At 64.3% G+C, this 23,476-nt stretch carries 22 protein-coding genes; 14 read left to right on the top strand and 8 right to left on the bottom strand.

Annotated features, from left to right (window positions below; all coding sequences use genetic code 11):
* The coding region (locus E2583_RS13495; RefSeq protein ID WP_291596523.1) for an MFS transporter at nt 1-1,238 on the top strand (1,238 nt) is incomplete at its 5' end.
* Between the two features lie 104 nt (nt 1,239-1,342).
* On the opposite strand, the gene E2583_RS13490 is transcribed toward E2583_RS13495, so the two are convergent.
* Both E2583_RS13490 and rarD read right to left on the bottom strand, forming a co-directional pair.
* On the bottom strand, nt 1,343-2,338 hold the full coding sequence (locus E2583_RS13490) for a diaminopimelate dehydrogenase (protein WP_291596522.1): 996 nt from the start codon (nt 2,336-2,338) through the stop codon (nt 1,343-1,345).
* Between the two features lie 81 nt (nt 2,339-2,419).
* Nucleotides 2,420-3,310: an EamA family transporter RarD gene (gene rarD, locus E2583_RS13485; protein ID WP_291596529.1), complete on the bottom strand. Its 891-nt coding sequence runs from the start codon at nt 3,308-3,310 to the stop codon at nt 2,420-2,422.
* Between the two features lie 201 nt (nt 3,311-3,511).
* On the opposite strand from rarD, the gene E2583_RS13480 reads away from it, so the two are divergent.
* Complete coding sequence (locus tag E2583_RS13480) at nt 3,512-4,264, top strand: pseudouridine synthase (protein ID WP_291596521.1); 753 nt, start codon at nt 3,512-3,514, stop codon at nt 4,262-4,264.
* A 52-nt stretch (nt 4,265-4,316) separates the two neighbouring features.
* Here the strand turns inward: E2583_RS13480 and E2583_RS13475 are convergent, their stop codons facing one another.
* Entirely contained in the window at nt 4,317-5,336 is a 1,020-nt protein-coding gene (locus E2583_RS13475; RefSeq protein WP_291596520.1) for a phosphoesterase, read from the bottom strand.
* 325 nt (nt 5,337-5,661) lie between these two features.
* Here E2583_RS13475 and E2583_RS13470 point away from each other — a divergent pair, with 325 nt between their 5' ends.
* Nucleotides 5,662-6,861 (top strand): M20 aminoacylase family protein, encoded by a 1,200-nt coding sequence (locus tag E2583_RS13470; RefSeq protein WP_291596519.1) that lies wholly within the window; start codon nt 5,662-5,664, stop codon nt 6,859-6,861.
* A 64-nt stretch (nt 6,862-6,925) separates the two neighbouring features.
* Here the strand turns inward: E2583_RS13470 and E2583_RS13465 are convergent, their stop codons facing one another.
* Entirely contained in the window at nt 6,926-9,211 is a 2,286-nt protein-coding gene (locus E2583_RS13465) for a bifunctional diguanylate cyclase/phosphodiesterase (RefSeq protein WP_291596518.1), read from the bottom strand.
* A 153-nt stretch (nt 9,212-9,364) separates the two neighbouring features.
* A complete protein-coding gene (ylqF, locus tag E2583_RS13460; protein ID WP_291596515.1) occupies nt 9,365-10,312 on the bottom strand; it encodes a ribosome biogenesis GTPase YlqF in 948 nt (315 codons plus the stop codon).
* A gap of 123 nt (nt 10,313-10,435) precedes the next feature.
* Here ylqF and E2583_RS13455 point away from each other — a divergent pair, with 123 nt between their 5' ends.
* Together E2583_RS13455 and E2583_RS13450 are read left to right on the top strand one after the other, a co-directional pair.
* Nucleotides 10,436-10,660 carry a hypothetical protein gene (locus tag E2583_RS13455; protein ID WP_291596513.1) on the top strand — a complete coding sequence of 75 codons (225 nt, stop codon included), beginning with the start codon at nt 10,436-10,438 and terminating at the stop codon, nt 10,658-10,660.
* Entirely contained in the window at nt 10,657-10,875 is a 219-nt protein-coding gene (locus E2583_RS13450) for an oxidoreductase-like domain-containing protein (protein WP_291596511.1), read from the top strand. Before E2583_RS13455 ends, E2583_RS13450 begins: the two co-directional genes overlap by 4 nt.
* A gap of 17 nt (nt 10,876-10,892) precedes the next feature.
* Here the strand turns inward: E2583_RS13450 and E2583_RS13445 are convergent, their stop codons facing one another.
* The 3 genes from E2583_RS13445 to E2583_RS13435 all read right to left on the bottom strand — a co-directional run bounded on the left by E2583_RS13445 (nt 10,893) and on the right by E2583_RS13435 (nt 15,460).
* Complete coding sequence (locus E2583_RS13445; RefSeq protein ID WP_291596509.1) at nt 10,893-12,551, bottom strand: methyl-accepting chemotaxis protein; 1,659 nt, start codon at nt 12,549-12,551, stop codon at nt 10,893-10,895.
* Between the two features lie 154 nt (nt 12,552-12,705).
* Entirely contained in the window at nt 12,706-14,232 is a 1,527-nt protein-coding gene (gshA, locus tag E2583_RS13440; protein WP_291596507.1) for a glutamate--cysteine ligase, read from the bottom strand.
* Nucleotides 14,233-14,548: 316 nt separating this feature from the next.
* Nucleotides 14,549-15,460 carry an SDR family NAD(P)-dependent oxidoreductase gene (locus E2583_RS13435; protein WP_291596506.1) on the bottom strand — a complete coding sequence of 304 codons (912 nt, stop codon included), beginning with the start codon at nt 15,458-15,460 and terminating at the stop codon, nt 14,549-14,551.
* A 551-nt stretch (nt 15,461-16,011) separates the two neighbouring features.
* Between E2583_RS13435 and E2583_RS13430 the strand changes: the two genes are divergently transcribed.
* The 9 genes from E2583_RS13430 (at nt 16,012) to tolA (ending at nt 23,181) form a co-directional block, all read left to right on the top strand.
* Nucleotides 16,012-16,314, top strand: a complete 303-nt coding sequence (locus tag E2583_RS13430; protein WP_291596505.1) for a 2Fe-2S iron-sulfur cluster-binding protein — start codon at nt 16,012-16,014, stop codon at nt 16,312-16,314.
* Nucleotides 16,315-16,669: 355 nt separating this feature from the next.
* Nucleotides 16,670-17,791 (top strand): bifunctional 3,4-dihydroxy-2-butanone-4-phosphate synthase/GTP cyclohydrolase II, encoded by a 1,122-nt coding sequence (gene ribBA, locus E2583_RS13425; protein WP_291596504.1) that lies wholly within the window; start codon nt 16,670-16,672, stop codon nt 17,789-17,791.
* A gap of 15 nt (nt 17,792-17,806) precedes the next feature.
* Nucleotides 17,807-18,280, top strand: a complete 474-nt coding sequence (ribH, locus tag E2583_RS13420) for a 6,7-dimethyl-8-ribityllumazine synthase (protein ID WP_003053262.1) — start codon at nt 17,807-17,809, stop codon at nt 18,278-18,280.
* Nucleotides 18,273-18,809, top strand: coding sequence for a transcription antitermination factor NusB (gene nusB / locus E2583_RS13415; RefSeq protein ID WP_291596503.1), 537 nt, complete (start codon nt 18,273-18,275; stop codon nt 18,807-18,809). Before ribH ends, nusB begins: the two co-directional genes overlap by 8 nt.
* 207 nt (nt 18,810-19,016) lie before the next feature.
* A complete protein-coding gene (locus E2583_RS13410; RefSeq protein ID WP_291596502.1) occupies nt 19,017-20,210 on the top strand; it encodes a pyridoxal phosphate-dependent aminotransferase in 1,194 nt (397 codons plus the stop codon).
* 52 nt (nt 20,211-20,262) lie between these two features.
* A complete protein-coding gene (gene ybgC, locus E2583_RS13405; protein WP_291596527.1) occupies nt 20,263-20,697 on the top strand; it encodes a tol-pal system-associated acyl-CoA thioesterase in 435 nt (144 codons plus the stop codon).
* Nucleotides 20,694-21,398 (top strand): protein TolQ, encoded by a 705-nt coding sequence (tolQ, locus tag E2583_RS13400; RefSeq protein ID WP_291596501.1) that lies wholly within the window; start codon nt 20,694-20,696, stop codon nt 21,396-21,398. The genes ybgC and tolQ overlap by 4 nt, the downstream gene beginning before the upstream one ends.
* 149 nt (nt 21,399-21,547) lie before the next feature.
* The gene (locus tag E2583_RS13395; RefSeq protein WP_291596500.1) at nt 21,548-21,979 is read left to right on the top strand and encodes a biopolymer transporter ExbD; all 432 of its coding nucleotides are present in this window, start codon (nt 21,548-21,550) and stop codon (nt 21,977-21,979) included.
* Between the two features lie 77 nt (nt 21,980-22,056).
* Nucleotides 22,057-23,181: a cell envelope integrity protein TolA gene (gene tolA, locus E2583_RS13390; protein WP_291596499.1), complete on the top strand. Its 1,125-nt coding sequence runs from the start codon at nt 22,057-22,059 to the stop codon at nt 23,179-23,181.
* Nucleotides 23,182-23,476 lie beyond the last annotated feature (295 nt).

The raw sequence follows: 23,476 nt of genomic DNA, 5'->3' as shown, positions 1-23,476 counted from the left end.
ACCCCGCTTTTGTCAATTTCGTGCTGGCACGCATGCTGGCCATGTTTGCCCAGCAGATGCAGGCCGTGGTGGTGGCCTGGCAGGTCTACGACATCACGCGCGAACCACTGTCTCTGGCGTACGTGGGTCTGGCACAGTTCCTGCCCATGGCGGGCCTGCTGATTCCTGCCGGCGACCTCAGCGACCGCATGAGCCGCAAGCGCCTGCTCGGCATCAGCTGGCTGGTGGCCTCGGTATGCTCGGGCCTGCTGTGGCTGCTGGCCGGCAGCGGAACACACAATGTGCACTGGATTTATGCCGTGCTGGTGCTGTTTGGCTGCAGCCGCGCCTTCAGCGGACCGGCATTGCAAAGCCTGTTGCCGCAGATCGTCTCCCGCGAGCAACTGGCCAAGGCCCTGGCCACCAACAGCATGCTGATGCGCATCTCGGCAATTGCGGCGCCCGTGCTGGGCGGACTGCTCTATGCACTCGGCGGCGGCGTGCTGACCTATGCGGTCTGCGGCGTCGCTCTGATTGTGGGGGCTGTCCTGCTGAGCCAGGTCCCCGTGCGCTTTGCCAGCCCCAGGATCGGCATCGACGGGCAGACCACCATGTGGCAGCGTTTTGCCGAAGGTCTGCACTTCATGCGCACGCGCCCCATCATCCTGGGCACCATCTCCCTCGACCTGTTTGCCGTGCTGCTGGGCGGTGTGGTGGCGCTGCTGCCGGTCTATGCGCATGAAGTGCTGCAGGTCGGCCCTCAAGGCCTGGGCCTGTTGCGCTCCTCCATGGCTGCGGGCGAGGTCTGCATGGGCGTATGGCTGGCCTCACGCCCCATCAACCGCCGCGTGGGCAAGGTGATGTTCGCGGCCGTGGCCGTATTCGGACTGGCCAATCTGGTGTTTGCGCTCTCGCACTGGTTTGCACTGTCCATGCTGGCCCTGGCCGTGGCCGGTGCGGCCGATATGGTCAGCGTCTACATCCGGGGCGCCCTGGTGCAGTTTTCCACGCCCGACCACATGCGCGGGCGCGTGAATGCGGTGAACATGCTGTTCATCGGCAGTTCCAACGAACTGGGCGAATTCCGCGCGGGCAGCAGTGCCTCCTGGCTCGGCGCGGTTCCCGCCGCCGTACTCGGCAGCTTGTGCACGCTGGGCGTGGTGGGCGGATGGATGACGCTGTTCAAGCCGCTGCGCGATGTGGACAGGCTGGAAGATGCAGCGCGCGTCAGCGGCATCGAAAATCCCGCTGCCACCTGAGGACCTGCCGCTGCCGGCAAGGGTTCGGCGAGCGCTGCCGCCCTGTGTTTCATGAAACGCCTCGCACTGTCAGCGAGGCTGTTTGGCTTGAGGCAAAGAAGGCTTCACAGCAGCTCGGCACGCAGTTGCTCGGCGCTCTTGGGCGACAGCAGGCCGGGGGCCACGTCAAACACGGTCTTGCCGCCATGCTGACCGGTCTGGGCCATGCGGTGCACGGCACGGGCATAGGCCACCAGCACGCTGGCAGTGAACTCGGGGTTGCTGTCCAGTTGCAGACGGTATTCAATCATCTGCCTGTTCTCGGAACTGGTATTGCCGCTACGGATCACAAAACCGCCATGGGGCATGCCGGCATGGTCGCGGGCCAGTTCCTCGGCGCTGATGAAGTGGACCGTGGTGTCGTACTGGTCGAAGTAATGGGGCATTTCCACGATGGCCTTGCGCACAGCTTCGGCATCCGCCCCCTCCTTGAGCACTACATGGCATTCACGCTGGTGCTTCTCACGGGTTGACAGCTCGGGGCGCAGGCCGGAGCGCACCTGGTTGACAGCCTCTTGAACGGGAATCGTGTACTGCACGCCGCCTGCCACGCCTTCGACGCGGCGGATGGCGTCGGAATGGCCCTGGCTCAATCCCTTGCCCCAGAAAGTATGGGTGGCGCCGTCTGGCAGCAGGGCTTCGCCGAGCACGCGGTTGATGGAGAACATGCCGGGGTCCCATCCGGCAGAGATCAGGGCCGTGCACTGTCCGCCCCGGGCAGCCTTGTCCACGTTGGCAAAGTGCTCGGGAATGCGGGCATGGGTGTCAAAACTGTCGACCAGATTGAAGTGGGCCGCCAGCTCCGGTGCCTGCGTCGGCAGATCGTCCTTGGAGCCGCCGCAGAGAATCAGCACATCGACCTGGCCTTTGTGCGACAGCAATGCCTCCATGGGATGCACGGGCGTGTCGGCATTCAGGCGCGTGAGCCGGGAAGGGTCGCGACGGGTGTAAATCCCCCTGAGCTGCATATCGGAGTTCCTGGCGACAGCAGCTTCCACGCCGCGGCCCAGATTGCCGTAACCGACGATAGCGACGCGGATGGGGGATGGGGTCGGTGCCATGACGAGCAGTTCCTTCAAAGACAACAAAGTCTCGATTATTGCCCTGCGATGCACCAATCCGGGGCATCCACTGCGCCGATCTCAGTCCGATGTGTGTGAACGCCTACGCCATGAATGCAGCAATCCGTCAAGGATCAGCAGGACCACGGCGGCAAAGATCAGGGCGTAGCTGGTCTGCTGCCGGGGCTCCAGGCTCTCGCCCAGCAGCCAGGCCACCACGACCAGCAAGGCCGGCTCCACGTAGGACAGCAGTCCGAACAGGCCCATCGGCAGCCAACGGCTGGCAATCATGTAAAGCGCCAGCGCCACGGCACTGACGATGCCCAGCAAGGGCAGCAACACCCACAGCATCGGATGCCCCGCCACCAGCGGCCAGCTGTCGGGGGAGCGCAGCGTGAAGACGATGGCCACCGGCACCAGCAAGGCCATGTCGATCCAGTGACCAGCCAGCGTATCGGTCTGCAGCCAGCGGCGCAGCGAGAAATACACCGTGTAGCCCAGCGCCACCACCCAGGTCTCCCAGGACATGCCGCCGGCCTGCCAGAACTCGTGTGCCACGCCCGCAGCCGCCACCAGCGTCGCCAGGCTCTGGCCGAACGTCAGACGTTCGGCGAACAACAGGCGCCCGGCCACGACCATCACCAGCGGCAGCAGAAAATAGCCCAGCGACACCGGCAGCGCACGTCCGTTCATGGGGGCCCACATGAAAATCCAGAGCTGCACGCCCAGCAGCGCCGAGCTCAGCACCAGCAGCAGTCCAAAGCGGGGCTGGGCCAGGGCTCGCGCCAGCAAGGCACGTACCGCCGCCACCTCCTTGAGGGCGAACAGCAGGGCCGTGGTGAAGGGCAGCGTCACCAGCACGCGCCAGCCAAAGATCTGCTCGCCATCGAGCGGGGCGAGAAAAGGCGAGAGGTAATACAGCGAAGCGAACAGCACGGACGCGAGTACCGAAACCACCACGCCCTTGAACATCACAGACACAAGATCAAGCCTCCAATTGGCTGCCAGCCCTGATCCGTCATGCGCTGGCAGCAGTCCCCAAAAATGGGCCGGCGTCGAGCGGCCCGCACCGATTCTCGGCCAAGGCGCGGCCTGCCGGCAGGCAGACCCTGGTCAGCAAAGCTTTGCACTGTGCGCTAGAGTGCGGCTCGCCCTGTACTGCCTGCCCTCTTCATGCCCGACGCCGCCCACAATCCCTTTTTGCATATCCTCTGGCAGGACGAGCATCTGGTCGCGGTCTACAAACCCGCCGGCTGGCTGGTCCATCGCACAGGGCTGGATGCGCATGAGACCCGCTTCGTCATGCAGACGCTGCGCGACCAGCTGGGCCGCCACGTCTGGCCCGTGCACCGGCTGGACAAGGGCACTTGCGGCGTGCTGCTCATGGCGCTGAACAAGGAAGCGGCCCAGGCCTTGGCGGCCCGCTTTGCCGCCCATGAAACCCGCAAGGAATATCGGGCCCTGGTGCGCGGCTGGCTGCCCGAAGCGGTGGAAGTCGATCATCCCCTCAAGCCCGACGATGCGCCCGAGGATGCTCCGGTGCAGGAGGCGCACACGCGCCTACGTTGTCTGGCACGCCTGTCCTGGCCCGAAAGCTGGGACGGCCGGCACCCCGAGACCCGCATCAGCCTGGTCGAAGCCCTGCCCACCACCGGGCGCAGGCACCAGATCCGCCGCCACCTCAAGCATGTGGCCCACCCCATCATCGGCGATGCCACCCACGGCAAGGGTCCGCTGAACCGCTGGTGGGCCGAGCGCCTGGGTCAGCAGCGGCTGTGGCTGCATGCCAGGGCACTGGAGATCGCCCACCCCGTGAGCGGCCAGCTCCTGCGCTTCGAGGCCGACTGGTCTGTCCTGCCCCAGGTGCAGGAAGCGCAGGACTGGCAAAATCTGCTGGCGCTGCCGGGCTGGCAATCCATGGCATGAAACATGCCATCAACGCTTGCATACCAAGCGTTGATGGCCGTGATTTTTCCAGCTACGCCGACTGAGGCGTGGCACGCACCCACTTACCCTCTTCATCGAACTGCAGGCTGGGTGCCGCCACAAACTCGTACTGCGCTTCCGGGTCGGCCTTGAGCTCGCCCTGCAGCAATTCCACCAGACGTTCGTTGCCCATCTTGAAGCCGCAGGCCTGGGCATGTCCACCGCCGCCAAAGCTCTCGGCCAGAGGAATGCAGTTGAACTCCGAGCGCGAGCGCAAACCCACCTTGGTGCCTTTGTGATTGGCATGCCACATCAGGGCAAAGCTGCCGCTCTGGCGTGCGAGCAGGTCGCCCACCTGGCTGTGGAACATGCCAGGGCAGTTGACCATCAGGCCTTGCTGGCCGTTGAACACCAGCACCTGTGCGCCGTCGGCGATGTCGGCACAGAGCTTCTGGAATTTCTCGTCCATGGCACCGCCACGGGCCATGTAGACGGCTTCCTGCTCGGGCGTGAACGCCGCAATTTCGGCCCAGCGCTCGAAACTGCGCACGGGCTCCATGTCCAGAGCGGCCAGAAAGGCCGCGCTTTCGGGGAACTCCCATTTCCAGATATCGCGGTCCTCGATGTAGCGAATCAGGCCGGGCACAGGCTTGTCTGCCTGGAAAAACTCCCAGGCCAGGCGCGCGCCGGATTTGTTCATGTCGAAATGGATCACGCCGCATTGGCACTGGTAGCCGCCAAGCTTCTCGGCCGCGCTCTTGTGGTGGTCCAGCACCACGAGCTTGGCCACCCGCGACTCGATCTCGGCCATCAGCACGGGCTCGAAGGCAAAGTCCAGCACATAGACGGCGCGGCCAGCCAGCTCGCCCAGGTCGTCGGCCGTCTGAATCTCGCCGTGGTCCAGGCCGCGAAACTCGGCCTGACCTTCATAGAACAGCCAGGCGGCCAGCGCCGCACCAAAACCGTCGGGGCAGCGACGACCATGGTAGAGGATGAGGGGATTGGGATCGTTGCGATCGGGACGCACCAGCAGCTGCTGGAACAGGGGGATTTTGGCGTTCTGTGCTGTCATAAGCCCGTATTTTCGCCGCTCGGGCCACAGCAAGGCGACCCCCAGGTCATTGCCGCTGCATCCGACCGATGCCTGGGCGCGCGAAGACACGACGGGCACCATATGTGCCACGAGCTGCCCGGATACCGGGCGCGGTGAGTCACCGCTTGCTTGTTTCCCGGTTAGCACAAGCTCTGAAGTCCCTGATTTCGGTATCTACCTAAGTCCCCACTCCTCGCGTACGCCTATGATGGGGGTCTTGCTATTGAAATGCTGCGGTCACCGGCAGGCCCGCAACGCTTGCCTGCCACGACAGTTACAGCGCTGGGTGCTCCGCGGCCCCTGTATGCGATCTACACCCGATATCACTCCTCACCTCGGTACGCTGCTCAGTTTTCGCCGCGACCTGCATGCCAATCCTGAGCTCAAGTACGAAGAGCACCGCACCGGCGACAAGGTCGCCGCGTACCTCATGGCCCTGGGTCTGACCGTGCATCGCGGCCTGGGCCAGACTGGCGTCGTTGCCAGCATCCACGGCAAGGGCCGCAGCAAGGACAACCCCGGCCGCAGCATCGGCATCCGCGCCGACATGGACGCGCTGCCCGTCACGGAAATCAACACCTTCGAACACATCAGCCAGAACAAGGGCCGCATGCATGCCTGCGGCCACGACGGTCACACCACCATGCTGCTGGGTGCCGCCACCACGCTGGCGCAGCAGCCCGACTTTGACGGCACGGTGCACCTGATCTTCCAGCCCGGCGAAGAGGGCGGCGCCGGCGCCAAGGCCATGATGGATGACGGCCTGTTCGAGCAATTCCCCTGCGAGGCCGTGTTTGCGCTGCACAACTGGCCCTCCCTGCCTGCCGGCCAGATGGCGGTGCGAGTGGGCCCCATCATGGCCTCCACCCTGCGCTTCCAGATCAAGGTGCACGGCAAGGGTGGCCACGCAGCCATGCCCCACACCACGCTGGACCCGATTCCCGTGGCCTGCGCCATCGTCAGCCAGCTGCAGACCCTGGTCTCACGCAGCACCGACCCCCTGGATTCGGCCGTGCTGACCGTGGGCAAGATCACCAGCGGCACCGTGGAAAACATCATTCCCGATGACGCCATCATCGCCGGGACCGTGCGGACCCTGAAGAAGGAAACCCGCGAGATGTTCATCGAAGGCATCAGGCGCATCAGCGAGCATGTGGCTGCGGCACATCTGTGCACCGCCGAGTTCACGCTGCGCCCCGGCTCCTATCCCAACACCACCAACCATGCCCGCGAAGCCAGGTTCATGGCCGCAGTGATGCGCGAAGCGGTGGGCGAGGACAATGCCTTTGACGACGTGCTGCCCGCCATGACTTCCGAGGATTTCGGCTTCATGCTCGAGGCCGTGCCAGGTGCCTATGGCTGGATCGGCAACGGCCCTGCCAACGGCCAGCCCGGCGTGAGCCTGCACAATCCGGCCTACGACTTCAACGATGACAACATCGGCCGCGGCTCCCGGTTCTGGGACCTGCTGGCGCGCCGTTACTTCGAGCAGCCGGCCGCCTGATCATCTCCGGCCACCGCGCCATTCATCGCCGAAAGCCCTCACCCGCCAGGGGATGAGGGCTTTTTCACATCCCGGCATCCTCGCCGGGTTCACCCAGTACCTCGGCCTGCCACTGCTGCTGCGGCATGGGCATGCCGAGCAGCATGCCCTGCAGCAAGATGTCCGGGTTCCATCGCGTCAGCTGCAGCACCTGCTCGGACAGCTCCACGCCTTCGGCCACCACGCGCAGCTGCAAGCGGTGCGCCACCAGCAGCATGGCCTCCACCAGGGCCGCGTCCTTTTCGGAGCGATGGCTGCCACTGACGAAGCTCCTGTCGATCTTGAGTTCCTGAATCGGCAGATGCTGCAGGCTGTACATGCTGGAATAGCCGGTCCCGAAGTCGTCGAGAGAAATCTCGATGCCCAGGCCGCGCAATGCCAGCATGCGCCGGCGCGCCTGATCCAGGTCCCGCAGCAAAGTGCCTTCGGTGATCTCCAGCGTCAGCTGGCGCGCATTGGCACCGCTCTCTCTCAGGATCTTGTCCAGGGTGGACATGAAGTCCTCATGCCCGAACTGCTGGGCACTGACGTTGACCGACAGACGCAGGCCGCGTTCGACCATGGCCGGCCTGGCCAGCAGCATGCAGGCCTGACGCAGCACCCAGTCGCCCAGTCGCACGATAAGTTCGGACTCCTCGGCCACCGGAACGAACTCCCCCGGGCTGACCAGCCCCCATTCCGGATGCTGCCAGCGCACCAGCGCCTCGGCTCCCACGCAGCGGCCGCGCGCATCGGTCTGGCTCTGCAGATACAGGCGCAACTCCCCCTGTGAGATGCCGTGGTAGAGATCCCTGGCTATGCGAACACGCCGGTAGACATCCTGGGCCATGCGCGGCTCGAACAGCACCACGCTCCCCGCCCCGCCCTGCTTTGCCTCATGCAGGGCCACGCTGGCAAAGCGCAGCACATCATGGCTGTTGCCGCCCTTGAGGGCCGGCTCCAGCACGGCGCCACCGATGCAGCAGCTGACAAACTCGGTCTCGATCCAGCTATTGAGGGAAAAAGGCTTCTGCAAGGCTTTCTTCAAGGTCTGCGCGTACTGCTGCAGCTGCTCCTCCACCCCCTGGGCATGCTTGTGCAGGCTGTCGAAGACAATGGCGAACTCCGCAGCCTGGATACGCGCAATCCAGGCATCGTCGGGCAATACCTCGACCAGCCTGGCCCCCATGGCCTGCACCAGCTCGTCGCTGTGCTGCATGCCGTGCAAGTCGTTGAAGACGGAAAAGCGATCCACATCCAGAAGCAGCAGGCCATGGCAGGCGTCCTGGCGTGCCAGGTTCAGCTCACGCAGATGCAGGGTCAGCGAGTGGCGGTTGGGAAGCCCCGTGAGCGGGTCCAGATAGACCAGGTCGTGGATGCGGCGCTCGGCCAGTACACGCTCGGAGAGATCTCGCTTGAGTTCCACATAATTGGCGACCTCGCCCTGCGGCGTGCGAATCGGCGTCACCAGCACCGATTCGCGCAAGGCCTCGCCCTTGCTCGTGCGATTGGTCATCTCTCCGCGCCAGAGCGCGCCCGTGGACAGCTGCTTGAGCGCGCGCTGACGCTGACTGCGATCCATGCCCATGGTGGAGACCAGCTCGGTCGACTGACCGAGCACCTGCTCGCGCGCATAGCCCGAGCGGGTCAGAAAGGCCTCGTTGACATACACGACCTTCAACTGGGGATCGGTGATGACGATGCTCTCCGGGTTCTGCTCCACTGCCCGGAAGAACTTGCGCAGTTCGTTCTGGCTGGCCTCCAGCGCAGCCAGCGTTTCCAGGCTTTTCTGCACGCGTCGCCCCAGGCTGGCCCTGGCCTGCAGGCAAATAATGAGCACCAGCATCATCATGCCCAGGACCTGGATCAGCGACAGCAGATGCTCGGTTGCCGACAGCGCCGCAGCCGGCAGGCCGCTCCCGGGTGTCATCCACCACAGGGCGGCGACGACGAGAGAGGACAGGCCCAGCATCGCCAGGGCGGCACGCGTGCCCTGTACCCAGACCGCAACGACCAGCCAGGCCGGAAAAGCCATCACGGCCGGTCCATGAAGCCCTCCCGTGTGCCAGGCCCAGAGCAGGCTCAGCAGCCAGTTGCCCCAGACAAAACCGTACACGGCCCCGGCCCATTTCCGGGCCTTGGCCAACCCCATGCAGATCAGCGACAGCAGCATGACGCCGCCGGACAAGGCCAGGTCGATGTCGTCCACCGCCGGAGCCAGCAACCAGACCAGACTCATCACGGCGCCCAGCACCCACATCCAGACACAGCCCAGCCACACCATGCGACGCATGGGCAACCGATATCTGGCCTCGACAAAATGACGCCGCATGCAAGCCCTTCAGCATTCAGACCGAATGATGAATGCTAGGGGCAGTTGCCAATTTGTTCAATCGTCCAGACAAGGCCGATTCAGAAAACCTGCGCGCAGTGCCTGCCCAGTGGGGCGACCGATAGCGCCTGGAGCGTGGAGATCACCCAACGGTCAGCGCTGCTGGCGGCGCGCACTGCGGCGCGCCTTGGTCTGGGCATCCTTCCTGGCCTGGCGCTCCGCATCCTTTTGCTGACCCTCGGCAAGCCAGGCCTCGAACTCGGCCGGCGTCTCCAGCGTGATGCGGCCAATGCTCACATCGCGGAAGTCCGTCAGCACCAGCTCGGCCGCCTTCTGCAGATTCACGCGGCCGCCGCTCATGACGGCTCCGCGCTTCTTGCCGATCAAGGTCAGCAACTCGTCATCGTGCAGGGCAGCGATCTCCTCGGCCGAAATGCCCAGCTTGTAGCGCGCCTCCAGCATGGGGGCGTAGTGCGTCTGCAAATACAGCAGCAGTTCCAGCGCCACCAGGTCTTCGTCGTAGGCATTGCGCCCCACAGCGCCGCTGGCGGCCAGGTTGTAGCCGCTTTTTTCCACGATGATGCGCGGCCACAGCATGCCCGGCGTATCCCAGAGGTAGAAATCGTCGGCCAGCACGATACGCTGCTCCAGCTTGGTCACGCCGGCCTCGTTGCCGGTCTTGGCCTGGGTCTTGCCGCTCATGGAGTTGATCAGCGTGGATTTGCCCACATTGGGCACGCCGCAGATCAGCACACGCATGGGCTTGGCCAGACCGCCGCGCGCGGGAGCCAGCAGCTTGCACTGCTCGATCAGGCGCCTGGTGGGCGCAGGCTCCGAGGCATCCAGCGCAATGGCGCGCGTCTCGCTCTGGGCGTTGTACCAGTCCATCCAGGCCTTGGTCTGGACCGGATCGGCCATGTCCTGCTTGTTGAGTATCTTCAGGCGCGGCTTGTGGCCTGTCATCTCCTGCAGCAGGGGATTGGCGCTGGAGCCGGGAAGGCGGGCATCCAGAACCTCGATGACCACATCGATTTCCTTGACGCGCTCCATGATGGCCTGACGCGTCAGATGCATGTGACCGGGAAACCATTGGATGGCCATAGCGCAGATCCTTCTTGTTGTGCGGGGTGTGGGCACGCAATCGGCTCAAACACCCTTTTATGTCGGTGAATTCAGGCGCGCAAGGATAATCTGCCTCTGCCTTTCTGACCTGCCTGCCCGCTTATGCCCCTGCCTTCCGCTCCCAAAAAGCCCAAATCCCGCAACGAAATCCTGATCAAAGGCCTGACGATTGCGCTGATCGGCATCATCATCTTGCTGGCGCCGGTGCTCAAGCCCGAAAGCGGCATCGCCCAGCTGTTTGCCCAGTCCCATATCGTGGGCTGGTTTGCTCTGGTGCTGGGTCTGGTCTTCATCGGCCAGTTTCTCTGGGTTCGCTTCAGGAAATGAGCGACACGGCCCTGCTGCAGCCCCTGACCGAGGCGCGCCGCCAGATTGCGCTGTGGCAGCAGCGCGCTGCGGCAGCGGCATTGACGCTGCGACAGCCGCCGCCCGAGCCCACGAGCTGCTGTGGACGCGGCTGCAACGGCTGCGTGTGGGAAGGTTATTACGGCGCGCTGTCTTTCTGGCTGGAAGATGCGGCCGAAGCCCTGGCATCAGGCTGAAACCGGGCCACCCGCCCTCACGCCATTTCGGCTTCCAGTGCCGGCAGGCTGCGCGGATGGGCTTTATCACTCACGGCCGCCTCGAAACCGATATCGACAACCTCCGTGCCTGCGGACTGCTCGCTGACACGGAAGCGCCCTGCCCCGGCCTCCAGTCTTTGCGCCTGATGGAATAGCTCGCGCGCAGCCGCACTGGATTCCGCCACCAGACCCGCGTTCTGGCTGGTCATGTGATCCAGCGCCTGCACCGCCTCGCTGATCTGGGCAATCCCCTGGTTCTGCGCCTGTGCCGCTTCGGTGATCGATGCGATCAGACCACTGACCGTGTGCACGTCGCGCACGATATGCTCCATGCGCTGACCGGCCTGCAGCGCAAGCGTCTGGCCCGACTTCATCTGCCGGGTGGAATGCTCCATGAGCTGGCGTATCTGCTTTGCCGCTTCGGCACTGCGCTGGGCGAGTTCGCGCACCTCGGCCGCCACCACGGCAAAGCCGCGGCCCTGGCTGCCCGCCCGCGCGGCCTCCACGGCGGCATTGAGCGCCAGGATATTCGTCTGGAAGGCGATCCCGTCGATCACGCCCACGATGGCAGCCACCTGCTGGCTGCTTTGCGCCATGTGCTCCATGTTGCGCACCACCTCCTGCACCACGCTGCCGCCGCTGGCCGCCGCCTCGGCCACGCTGCGCGCACTCTGGTCGGCATGGCGCGCACTGTCGGCCGAATGGGTGACCAGGGTGACCATGTTCTCTATGCTGCTGACCGTGGCCTTGAGCTGCTCTGCCGCATGGGCCGTGCGCTCGGAGAGGTCGCTGTTGTCCTGCGCCATCTGGCTGGAGGCAGCGGCCACGGCTTCCACACCGCCCTGCACCTCGCCCACCAGGCCGCGCAACTGCCGCGTCATCAGTGCCAGCGACTGCATGAGCCGCCCCAGCTCGTCACTGCGTCCTGTCGCCGGCGGCGCGAAGCTCAGATCCCCCGCCGCAATCGTCTGAGCCAGTTGCACGGCCTCGCACAAGGGCGTGGTGATGGAGCGAATCGTCGCCAGCGACAGCAGCGCCCCCACCAGGCCCATGAAAAGGCCCACGCCGACGGCCATGCGCTTGGCGACGGCGGTTTGCGCGCGCCCCTGCCGTTCTGCATCCAGTCGCTGCTGCTGCTGGGCCTCGATAAAGGCATCCTGAGCCTTGACATAGCGCCTGGAAGCCGGAATGAGCTGCTCGTCCACCAGTTGCTGCGCCTCCCAGGCCTTGCCCAGGTCCCGCGCCTGGTAGGCTTTGTCATAGATATCGAGCACGGCCTTGCGCTCCTGCTCCACCCGGGCCAGGCCGCCCCGATCCAGCTCGGTCTGTGCATCGGCCTGCACCTGCTGCTGCAGGCCCGCTGCCTGCTGCATCAGCCCGCGCGCCTTCCGGGACAACTGCGCGATCAGATGCTCTTCCGACGAAAGCACGCTGGCCAGCGCAGCCTCCACGCTCTGCAAGGTCAGTGCCTGCCAGCGCAGCGCAAGATTGATGCGCTTGTCCGTGGCCTGGACTGCGGCGCTGACCCGCTGCTCCACATTTTGCAGATAGCTGAACAGTCCGCCTGCCACCAGCACATTGCACAGCAACAGACCCAGGAACAAGGCCCACATCTTGCGAGCCACCGAAAGGTTCTGGAAATTCTTCAACAACATGAGCACACCGCCGATCAAGCGCGGAGCGCAGTGCCCCGCCGACCGTTACGATATGAAACACAGATGACGGGTCTGTGACATCACGGTGCGCACCAGCAGAAAAGCGCTTGCAACCCGCAGGCCACAAGCGCTTCCAGGGTCTGAATCCAGGGAATCAGCGCAGGCTGGCGGGATCCATATAGCGCTGACGCCACTCTTCGAACGTCATGGTGTCGGCGGCCTCGATGGCCTGCTGGGCGATCACAGAGTCCTGGCTCATCTGCTCGTAGCGGGCCTGCTGCTCGGCCGTCCAGGGCATGGCCAGCAAAGCGTCGCGCGCCTTGGCGGACTGCGCGGTCATGAAGTCGATGAAATGGTTGCCATAGGCGCCGGTGAGATCCCGCAGCACATGGGCCGAAGGCGTGGACTGGGCATTCTGCACACGGCCCAGGGCCTGCTCCAGCGCGGCGCTGTAATCGCTGCTGCCGTGCGCGGCATCCAGTGCCTGGGCATAGGGGCGGCATTGCTCCAGCACGTCCTGCGCCCAGTCGGTCAGCAGCACCTGCCGGCCGTTGCGCACCAGCATCAGGCCGGGCTCGCGGCCCTGTTCCGCAGCCAGATGCTGGTTGTGCTTGAGATCGACGATTTCCTGGGGCGTGTCGTCGGGGCTGTCGCTGTGCAGGCAATGCAGCAGGAAAACATCGATCATGCGCATGGTGGCCGGCGCAATGCCCACGGTTTCATAGGGATCGATGTCCATGAGCCGCACTTCCACGTATTCCACGCCGCGCTCGCGCAGCGCATGCAGCGGGCGCTCGCCGCTCTTGACGGTGCGCTTGGGGCGGATGGTGCCGTAGAACTCGTTCTCGATCTGCAGCAGACCCGTGCCGAGCTGGTTGTAGTCGCCACCGGGATTTCGCACGCCCAGTTGCTCGTAGGCCGGATAGGGGCGGGTCAGCGCCTCGTGCAGCGAATCCGCATAGCCGTCGAGCCCGTTGTAGCTGACATTGATGCTGGACTGCGCATCGCTCTGATAGCCCAGGCGCCCCATGCGCAACGAAGTGGCATAGGGCAGATACAGCGCATTCCTGCCGTCGCCCAGCGGCTGCAGGCGATGCTCGCGCCCTTCGACAAAACACGGACACAGCGCGGGAGAGGCGCCGTACAGATACAGCAGCACAAACGCATTGCGACGGAAGTTGCGGATCAGCGCAAAGTACTGATCGCTGCTCACGCCGGGCAGCGACCAGTTGTAATGGATTCCCGAGATGGTCTGCATGCGGCGGCCATAGCGGTGACCCAGCCCCATGCGGTATACGCTCTTGGAGCGGCCCGAATGCGAGCTGCCATAGCGGCCCAGCGGAATCGTCTCGTCCGTGGGCAGGCGGCAAGGCATGCTGGAGTTCCACATCAGCTCGCCGCTTTCGCTGAGGTTGCGCAGCACGAACTGATGGACTTCGGTCAGCTCGTCCAGACATTCCTCGACGCCCAGGCGTGCCCCGGTGATGAGTTCCAGCTGGGACTCGCTGTAATCGGTGGTGATGTGCGGGTGCGTGAGCGCCGAGCCCAGCTCCGCCGGGTGTGGCGTCAGGGCGAGCGAGCCCGTGGCCAGTGCCCGCAGCCCCTCTTTCTCGATGCCGCGACGAATGCCCAGCAGCCTTTCAGCAGTGGGCATATTCACGGCGGCCTGCGATGTCTTCATTGTTCTTACCTTCTTAGTGAAGACGCTGACGACAAACTGCGTCTGCCCAATCGCGCCCAGACGGCGAATGATAGAGAAACAAGGCACAACGCGAGGGCGGCTGGCCGCTTAACCACGTTTTTCGGCCTGTTGAGCCACTGCCCGCCACGGCCGTTGCCAGAAATCCGTCAGCTTATCCGACGCCCCGACATGAGCGCATGCTCACTCCACAACAGAAAAAGCCCTTGCGGGAGGGCTTTTTTCAGCTGTGCTAATCGCAAATGGCCGCCGAGCCTGCCGCTTGAAAGGGTCAGAAAATGCGATTGCCTGATGCCGATCAATGCCCGTGGGCTTTCATGGCCTTGCCGACCTCCACCTGTCCCTGGACGGAGCCGCTGGCCGGTATCTGCTGTCCTTCACTGGCGGTGACTTCGGCCAGACGCTCGGCCAGCTCTTCGGGGACGGTCTCGCCCATACCCAGATAAATGCCCTCGGTCATGGTGATGTGCGCGGCTTCGAAGCCGCCGGCACCGGCGCAGACGATGGTCCGCGTGGGTGCGCTCTCGTGGGCCAGCACCAGCATGGCGGGCACCACGGCCTCCGGCTTCAAGGCCTCCAGCACGGGCTCGGGCAGCAGCCCCGCCGTCATGCGCGTGGCGGCCGTGGGGGCCAGCGCGTTGACCCGGATATTGTGCTTGGCGCCTTCGATGGCCAGCGTCTGCATCAGGCCCACCTGGGCCAGCTTGGCTGCGCCGTAGTTGGCCTGGCCGAAATTGCCATAGAGACCCGTGGACGAGGTCGTCATCACGATGCGGCCATAGTTCTGCTCCTGCATATAGGGCCAGACCGCCTTGCAGCAATTGGCAGCACCCATCAGATGCACGTCGACCACCAGGCGGAAGTCCGCCATGTCCATCTTGGCAAAGCTCTTGTCGCGCAGAATGCCGGCGTTGTTGACCAGAATGTCCACGCGACCCCAGGCATTGACGGCCTGCAGGACCATGGCCTGCACGGCCTCGAAATCGGTCACCGAGGCCGCGTTGGCCATCGCCTCGCCGCCCGCCGCACGGATTTCATCCACCACCTGCTGCGCTGCAGTGGCCGAAGCGCCCGAGCCGTCCACCGCGCCTCCCAGATCGTTGACCACCACCTTGGCGCCGCGCCGGGCCAGGGCCAGCGCATGCAGGCGCCCCAGACCGCCACCCGCTCCCGTCACGATGGCCACTCGACCTTGAAAATCCATTGCCATGATGTCTTGCTCCTTGCTTGTGCATTGATGCAATCACTTTAAGCGCCCATGCTGCAGCGCAACGTTGCGTTTGCGACTGCCTGCGGGTAAGTCTGGAGATTGCTACTGAATTGAAAGCACTTCGCGCATCCCCCGCAATGTTTTTACTCAACAAGCAACAAGAATCTCACTTAGTGACAGCGCTAAAAGCTATATTTTTTCAACAGAAATCATTCATCCACAAGCGTCGTGCTTTCCCCCAATTTTGCTCAACAAGCCTGTGGACAAGCCTGAATAGCTTTTGCAGCAGTGCTTCAAGCGATTGATTTTTCAAGGATTTTTCAAACTGCCTGTTTTTTGACCAGACCGCCTCCGACAGAGGACCACTTATCCCGTCCTACGCTGGACATCCTTGTGAACAACTGCACCCGCCCCATGAATAAGTCACGCAAGTCATTGATTTCAAAAGGTTCATTGTCAGGCGCTGAAAAAACAGGCAATCCGCACCGGGCCCACGGCCTTGGCAAACCGGCTACAACAACGGGTTTTGCCAAGCATCACCACAGCGCCTCATGTCGAACGACTCTGCATTTGCCCCCCCCTTCTTCATTGCCAAATGCGATCCCAGCGGCCAGCAGGTCGACGCCTGGGCCGACCAGTCCCTGCTGGACTCCCTGGAGAGCGGCGGCGTGAACTGGCCCAGCTCCTGCCGCAACGGTACCTGCAGGACCTGCATGGGACAGCTGGTGTCGGGCAGCGTGCACTACGACATCGAATGGCCGGGGTTGACCCGCGAGGAAAAAGCCGAAGGCTATGTGCTGCCCTGCTGTGCCTATCCCGACAGCGATGTAGTGCTCAGGGACCATGCGTGTTGAGCCCCCTGAGCGGCCTTGCCGCTTCCCCCAAAGGGAATGCCAACATGGCTGCGGAGCAACCGCCCGTGCGGCTCTTGCTCGATGCCGGGCATTGGAACTGTGCCCCGTTCTTGCACTGCATCATGGTTTCAGGGTCGGCTCGCGCGCCCACAGCCCGCTCTGCAATAGAATGAGCACTTTACGCAAGGCTCTGCCCTGCTGAAAGCGGCTCCGCCCGGGCGGCCCCCGCCTCACACGTTCTTTGGAAGTCCTGCCTGCGCCCACGGCGGTGTCGGCAATGCCTCACTGGTGCGTGTCTTGCGCCAGCCGCCGACTGCAGTGCATCGCCTCCAGTTCACGTCCAAGAAGGCATTCCATGAACAGCTCCCTCCAACCTGTACCCATCTCGCCCGTCGAAGACATCGTGGCGGAAATGCGTGCCGGCCGCATGGTCGTTCTCGTTGACGAAGAAGACCGTGAGAACGAAGGCGATCTGGTTCTGGCATCCGACCATGTCACCGCGGAGGCCATCAACTTCATGGCCCGCTTCGGCCGTGGCCTGATCTGCCTGACGCTGACCCGTGAGCGCTGCGAATTCCTCAAGCTGCCGCCCATGGCCGCGCGCAACGGCACCGTGTACAGCACGGCCTTCACCATCTCCATCGAAGCCGCCGAAGGCGTGACCACCGGCATCTCTGCCGCCGACCGCGCACGCACCATCCAGGTGGCCGTGAACAAGAACAGCCAGCCCAGCGATCTGGTGCAACCCGGCCATGTCTTCCCGCTGCAGGCCGTCGATGGCGGCGTGCTCATGCGCGCCGGCCACACCGAAGCCGGTTGCGATCTCGCCGCGCTGGCCGGCTGCACCCCCTCGGCCGTGATCTGCGAGATCATGAAGGACGACGGCACCATGGCCCGACTGCCCGATCTGCAGCTGTTCTGCGCCGAGCACGGCATCAAGATCGGCACGATTGCCGACCTCATCGAATACCGCAGCCGCAACGAGTCGCTGCTGCAGAAAGTGGGCAGCCGCCCTCTGCAAACAGCCCATGGCGAATTCATCGCCCATGCCTTCCGAGATGTCCCCAGCGGCTCGGTCCACCTCGCGCTGGTCAAGGGCGAGTGGCAGCCCGACACCACCGTGCCCGTGCGCGTGCATGAACCGCTATCGGTGCTCGATGCGCTCGAGATCGGCCGCAGCCAGCATTCCTGGTGCCTGGACGAAAGCCTCAGATACATCAACGGCAACGGCCAGGGCGTGGCCGTCCTGCTCAACTGCAGCGAGTCCGGCGAGCAGTTGCTGAACCAGTTCGAAGGCAAGGCCCGCTCGGCCCAGGCGCCGGAGCGTGGTCGCATGGACCTGCGCACCTATGGCGTCGGGGCGCAGATCCTGCGCGAACTGGGCGTGAGCAGGATGCAGCTCATGGGGCAGCCCCGCCGCATGCCCAGCATGGCGGGCTACGGCCTGGAAATCACGGGTTATATCCCCAAGCAATAAAAGACGGAACACCAGATGCAAAACGCAGAAAAAGGCCAAGGCCAGAACCTGAACGGCGCCGGACTGAAAATCGGCATCGTTCAGGCACGCTTCAACGAGAGCATTACCAACACCCTGTTTGCCTCCTGCCGCGACGAGCTGCTGGCACTGGGTGTGAAGACCGAGAACATCGACCATGTCACCGTCCCCGGCGCACTCGAAGTGCCCGTGGCGCTGCAGACACTGGCCGACACCGATCAGTACGACGCCCTGGTGGCGCTGGGCTGCATCATCCGTGGGGAGACATACCACTTCGAGCTGGTCGCCAACGAATCGGGCGCGGGCGTGACACGCCTGAGCCTGGACTACCGGCTGCCGATCGCCAACGCGATCATCACCACAGAAAACATGGAGCAAGCCATTGCCCGCCAGGTCGAAAAGGGCCGCGACGCAGCCCGCGTCGCCGTGGAAATGGCCAATCTGCTCAATTCCTACGACGATCATGAGTGAAGAACAATCCAGCGAGCCCGGCTCGCGCCGCCCCCCTCAGAAGCGCACCGGCCTGACCAGCACCGGCGCACGCAAGGCGGGCTCCAAGTCCAACCGCAGCCGTGCGCGAGAGTTCGCACTGCAAGGGCTGTATCAGCACATCGTGAGCCGCAATGCGGTGCTCGACATCGACCGTTTCACGCGCGACCTGGCCGGCTTTCACAAGGCCGACGTGGTGCACTACGACGCGCTGCTGCGCGGCTGCGTGGAACATGAAGCCTCCCTGGACGCGCTCATCACGCCCAAGCTCGATCGCGGCCTGACCGAAATCTCGCCCATCGAGCATGCCTGCATGTGGATTGGCGTGTACGAATTCCAGAACTGTCCCGACGTGCCCTGGCGCGTGGTGCTCAACGAGTGCATCGAGCTGGCCAAGGAATTCGGCGGCACCGACGGCCACAAGTACGTCAATGCCGTGCTCAACGGGCTAGCCCCCGAACTGCGTGCCACCGAAGTGGCGCACGACCGAGCCAACAAGTCTGCCAGCTGAAGCGCTTGACCCGCAGCGCCGCGCTCGCGCGGCCCTGCCGCCGCCACATGCATAGTCAATGCAAACACTGCAACCGGGCCGCTGGTGCTATCGTGCACCCGCTGGCTGGTTGCAGTTTTTTTATGGGCGCAAGGCTGCTGCACGGCTCGCATCCCCAGCGGCACGACTGCTCCCGAACGCTGATTGATTGAAAGAGTTCCCTCATCCATGTCCGTCACAGAGCTTTCCCGACGCGCCCAACGCATAGAGCCTTTCTACGTCATGGAAATGGCCAAGCACGCGCAGGAAGTGGCCCGCCAGTCCAGCGCCGGCGGCACGCCCATGATCTATCTGAACATCGGCGAGCCGGACTTCAGCGCCCCGCCGCTGGTGCAGCAGGCGGCCGAACGCGCCATCCGCGACGGCCGCACGCAATACACCCAGGCACCGGGCCTGCCCGAGCTGCGCGAGCGCATCAGCGCCTGGTATGCCAGCCGCTTCGGCGTGGATGTGCCGGCGCGCCGCATCATCATCACGGCCGGCGCCTCGGCCGCGCTGCAGCTGGCCTGCCTGGCACTGATCGACGAGGGTGACGAGGTGCTGATGCCCGACCCCAGCTACCCCTGCAACCGCCACTTCGTCTCGGCGGCCGAGGGCAAGCCGGTACTGATCCCCTCTTCGGCTGCGGAGCGCTTTCAGCTCAGCGCCGCCAAGGTGGAAGCCGCCTGGGGCGAGCGCACACGCGGCGTGATGCTGGCCTCGCCTTCCAACCCCACGGGCACCTCGATTGCTCCCGACGAGCTGCGCCGCATCCACGACGTCGTGCGCGCCAAAGGCGGGCTGACCATCGTCGACGAAATCTATCTGGGCCTGTCCTACGACGAAGCCTTCGGCCAATCGGCCCTGAAGCTGGGCGACGACATCATCTCCATCAACAGCTTCAGCAAATACTTCAACATGACGGGCTGGCGCCTGGGCTGGATGGTGGTGCCCGAATCGCTGGTCGCGCCCGTCGAGATGCTGGCCCAGCATCTGTTCATTTGCGCCAGCACCGTGTCGCAATATGCGGCCCTGGCCTGCTTCGAGCCCGAAAGCATCGCCGAATACGAGCGTCGCCGCGCCGAGTTCAAGGCCCGCCGCGACTACTTCATCCCGGCCCTCGAATCGATTGGCCTGCCGGTTCCCGTCAAGCCCGACGGCGCCTTCTACGCCTGGGCCGACTGCCGCGCTGGCGCCGAAAAGCTCGGCGTGAAGGGCAGCTGGGACTTTGCCTATGCGCTGGTGAACCAGGCTCACCTGGCCATCACCCCGGGCCGCGACTTCGGTCAGGCCGAGACGGCGAACTATGTGCGCTTTTCCACCGCCAACTCCATGGAGCAGCTGCAGGAAGCCATTGCTCGCATGAAAAAGCTCTTCTGCTGAATCCGTGATGATGCAGAGCCAACCAGCGCCTTTGCCTGACAGGGCCGATGCCATGCAAGCCGCCGCCGCCAGGGCGTTCACATTCCCGATGCGCGTTTACTGGGAAGACACGGACGCCGGCGGCATCGTGTTCTATGCCAACTACCTCAAGTTCTTCGAGCGTGCCCGCACCGAGTGGCTTCGCTCGCTGGGCATCGCCCAGCAAAAGCTGCGGGAACAAACCGGCGGCATCTTTGTCGTAACGTCTGCGCAGCTGGAATATCAGCACCCGGCGCGACTCGATGACCAACTCTTTGTTACTGCCAGCTTGAAAAGTGCCGGCCGTGCTTCGCTCACAATCGAGCAACAGGCGCTGCTGGTGCATTCCGACAGTCAGTCCCAAGAGTCCACGCCGCTGTGCACGGGCTCGATCCGAATTGGGTGGGTGGATGGCACAACCATGCGCCCCGCGAGAATTCCGAACCATATCCTGGAGCAACTTTCATGAACTCCCAAGACATGTCCATCCTCAGCCTCGTCATGCAGGCCAGCTGGGTGGTGCAACTGGTCATGCTGATCCTGGTGATCGCATCCATAGCGAGCTGGGCCACCATTTTCCGCAAGGCCCAGACCTTGAAGCGCGTGCGCACGCTCAACGACAACTTCGAGCAGGACTTCTGGTCGGGCACCAGCCTCAACGACCTCTACGCCTCCGCAGCACAGAACGCCAAGACCGGCGGTCCCATGCAGCGCATCTTTGCCAGCGGCATGCGTGAATACCAGAAGCTGCGCGAGCGCCGCATCGGCGATGTCGCCACGCTGATGGACGGCACGCGCCGTGCCATGCGAGCGAGCTTCCAGCGCGAACTCGACGAAATCGAGTCCGGACTCTCGTTCCTGGGGACGGTGGCTTCGGTCTCGCCCTATGTGGGCCTGTTCGGCACCGTCTGGGGCGTGATGCACGCCTTCACGGGCTTTGCCAACATGGAGCAGATCACGCTGGCCACCGTGGCCCCCGGCATTGCCGAAGCGCTGGTTGCCACCGCCATGGGCCTGTTTGCGGCCATCCCCGCCGTGACGGCCTACAACCGCTACGCCCACCACATCGACCGCATCGCCAGCCAGGAAGAGACCTTCATCGAAGAGTTCTCGAATATCTTGCAGCGCAATGTCGGGGCCACGGCCAGCAGCTCTGCCTCCGGCCACTGAAATGAAGCACCCCCTGAGTCGCTTTGTGCCTTGCCCCTTCTTCGGGAGGGGCACGATGCCTTCGCCGGGGCAGTCCCTGCTGTGGGGCGGCGCTTGCTCGGTGTCTTCGGCCTGCGCTGTGCAACCTTTTTGCAAGGAGTAAGTGACCCATGCCAGCCATGAGTTCACGCGGTCGCAATCGCCGCACCGTCAACGAAATCAACATGGTGCCCTTCATCGACGTGATGCTGGTGCTGCTCATCATCTTCATGGTGACGGCACCGATGCTCACGCCCGGCTCCATCAACGTGCCCAGCGCGGGCAAGTCCTCGCGCCCGCCGACCAAGAACATTGCCTATGTACTGCTCGACAAGGACGGCAGCATCCAGTTCAAGAACGGCAGCAACACCCAGACCGTCAAGCTCGACGATCTCAAGGGCCTGGCCCAGTCCTGGCAGCAGGGCCAGAGCGAGGACAGCGCCATCCAGATCGTCGCCGACAAGGGTCTGCCTTTTGACGACGTCATGAAGACGCACACCGCGCTGTCCAAGGCCGGCGTCAAGCGCATTGCCTTTGGCGTTGTCTCCTCTTCCAGCAATTGATCCCCTACAGGAAGCTCTGCCACCGGTCGCAACGTTGATGCCTTGACGCCGCAGCCCGCGCAGACTCCCCATTCACCATGCCGAACCAGCAAGATCGCGATCAGTTTGCCCCGCCCCGCCCCAAGGGGCGGACGCGCGCATGGTCGCTCGCCCTGGCCGCGCACGGGCTGCTGATCGCGGCCCTGCTGTGGACGGTGCGTCCCCCCAAAGAAGCCGACGAAGCCATGGTCGAAGCCGAGGTCTGGAGCAGCTCCGCCCCGGCAGCCGCCGTGGCACCGCCGGCTGCGGCTCCTGAGCCCACCCCGGAGCCGGCTCCGGCCCCCGAGCCACCGCCGCCTCCGCCGGAGCCCGTGGTGGCGCCGCTGCCTCCGCCTGCACCGGCCCCCAAGGCTCAGGCCCAGGACGACGATCATGAGGCCGAGATTGCCCTCGCCAAAAAGAAAAAGCAGGAACAGCTGAAAAAGGAAAAGGCGGAACAGGAAGCCCGCGAGCGACGGGAGAAAGAGCGCAAGGAAAAAGCCGAGAAGGAAAAGGCCGAGAAGGCGCAGCAGGAAAAGCAGAAGGCTGAAAAGGCGGAAAAGGAACGCAAGGAAAAGCTCGAGCACGAGAAAAAGGAAAAAGCCGAGAAGGCCGCCAGGGACAAGGCCGAAAAGGAGAAGGCCGAGAAGGCCGAAAAGGAAAAGGCCGAGAAGGCTGCCAGGGACAAGGCTGCCAAGGAAAAAGCCGAGAAGGACAAGGCCGAGAAGGAAAAAGCGGCCAGGGAAGCCAAGGAGAAGGCGGCAAGGGAGGCCAGGGAGGCCAAGGCCGCCGATGACCGTCGCAAGGCGGAGCTCGCTCGCCTGCAGGGACTGGCTGGCGGCTCCGGCGGCAGCGACCAGGCCGGCAGCGGCGGCAGCCGCACGGGCGGTGCGGGCAGCAGTGCCAGCGGCGGCCCGTCGGCCGGCTATGCGGCCAAGGTGGCAGCGCGCGTCAAGCCCAACATCGTCTACCCCGATGCGGTCAGCGGCAATCCGCGTGCCGAGGTTCGCGTGCGCACGGCACCGGACGGCACCATCACCAGCGCCACGATCTCCAAGTCCAGCGGCAACGCGGCCTGGGACGACGCCGTGGTCCGCGCACTGCACAAGACCGACAAGCTGCCGCGCGATATCGACGGCAAGGTGCCGTCGGATCTGGTCATCGGCTTCCGACCCCAGGACTGACGCGGGACTGCAGCCGCGCCCCCCCCGAAGCCCCGCTGGCATGGCCTGCGGGGCTTTTCCATCTGTGGCCAATCCACAACGCTCGGACCCGCACAGCTTGCGCCGTGGCCCGCCAGTCCATAGCATGCCTTTCCTTGCCGCAATCCACGACGGATTGCGCGCTTTCCCACCCACGCAAAGGAGAGAGCCATGTCCCGGACGACACATCCCTTTGCAGTCGTGCACGCCTGAAGCCTTCCAGCGCTTCCCGCCACGCTGCAGACCCTGACAGACCCATGCAACGACATGGAGTCAG

Origin of the sequence: Comamonas sp. (assembly GCF_009360615.1) — a bacterium.
Classification (GTDB): Bacteria; Pseudomonadota; Gammaproteobacteria; order Burkholderiales; family Burkholderiaceae_C; genus Comamonas.
Note: the sequence above shows the minus strand (reverse complement) of the source record. Positions and strands in the feature narration are given on the sequence as shown.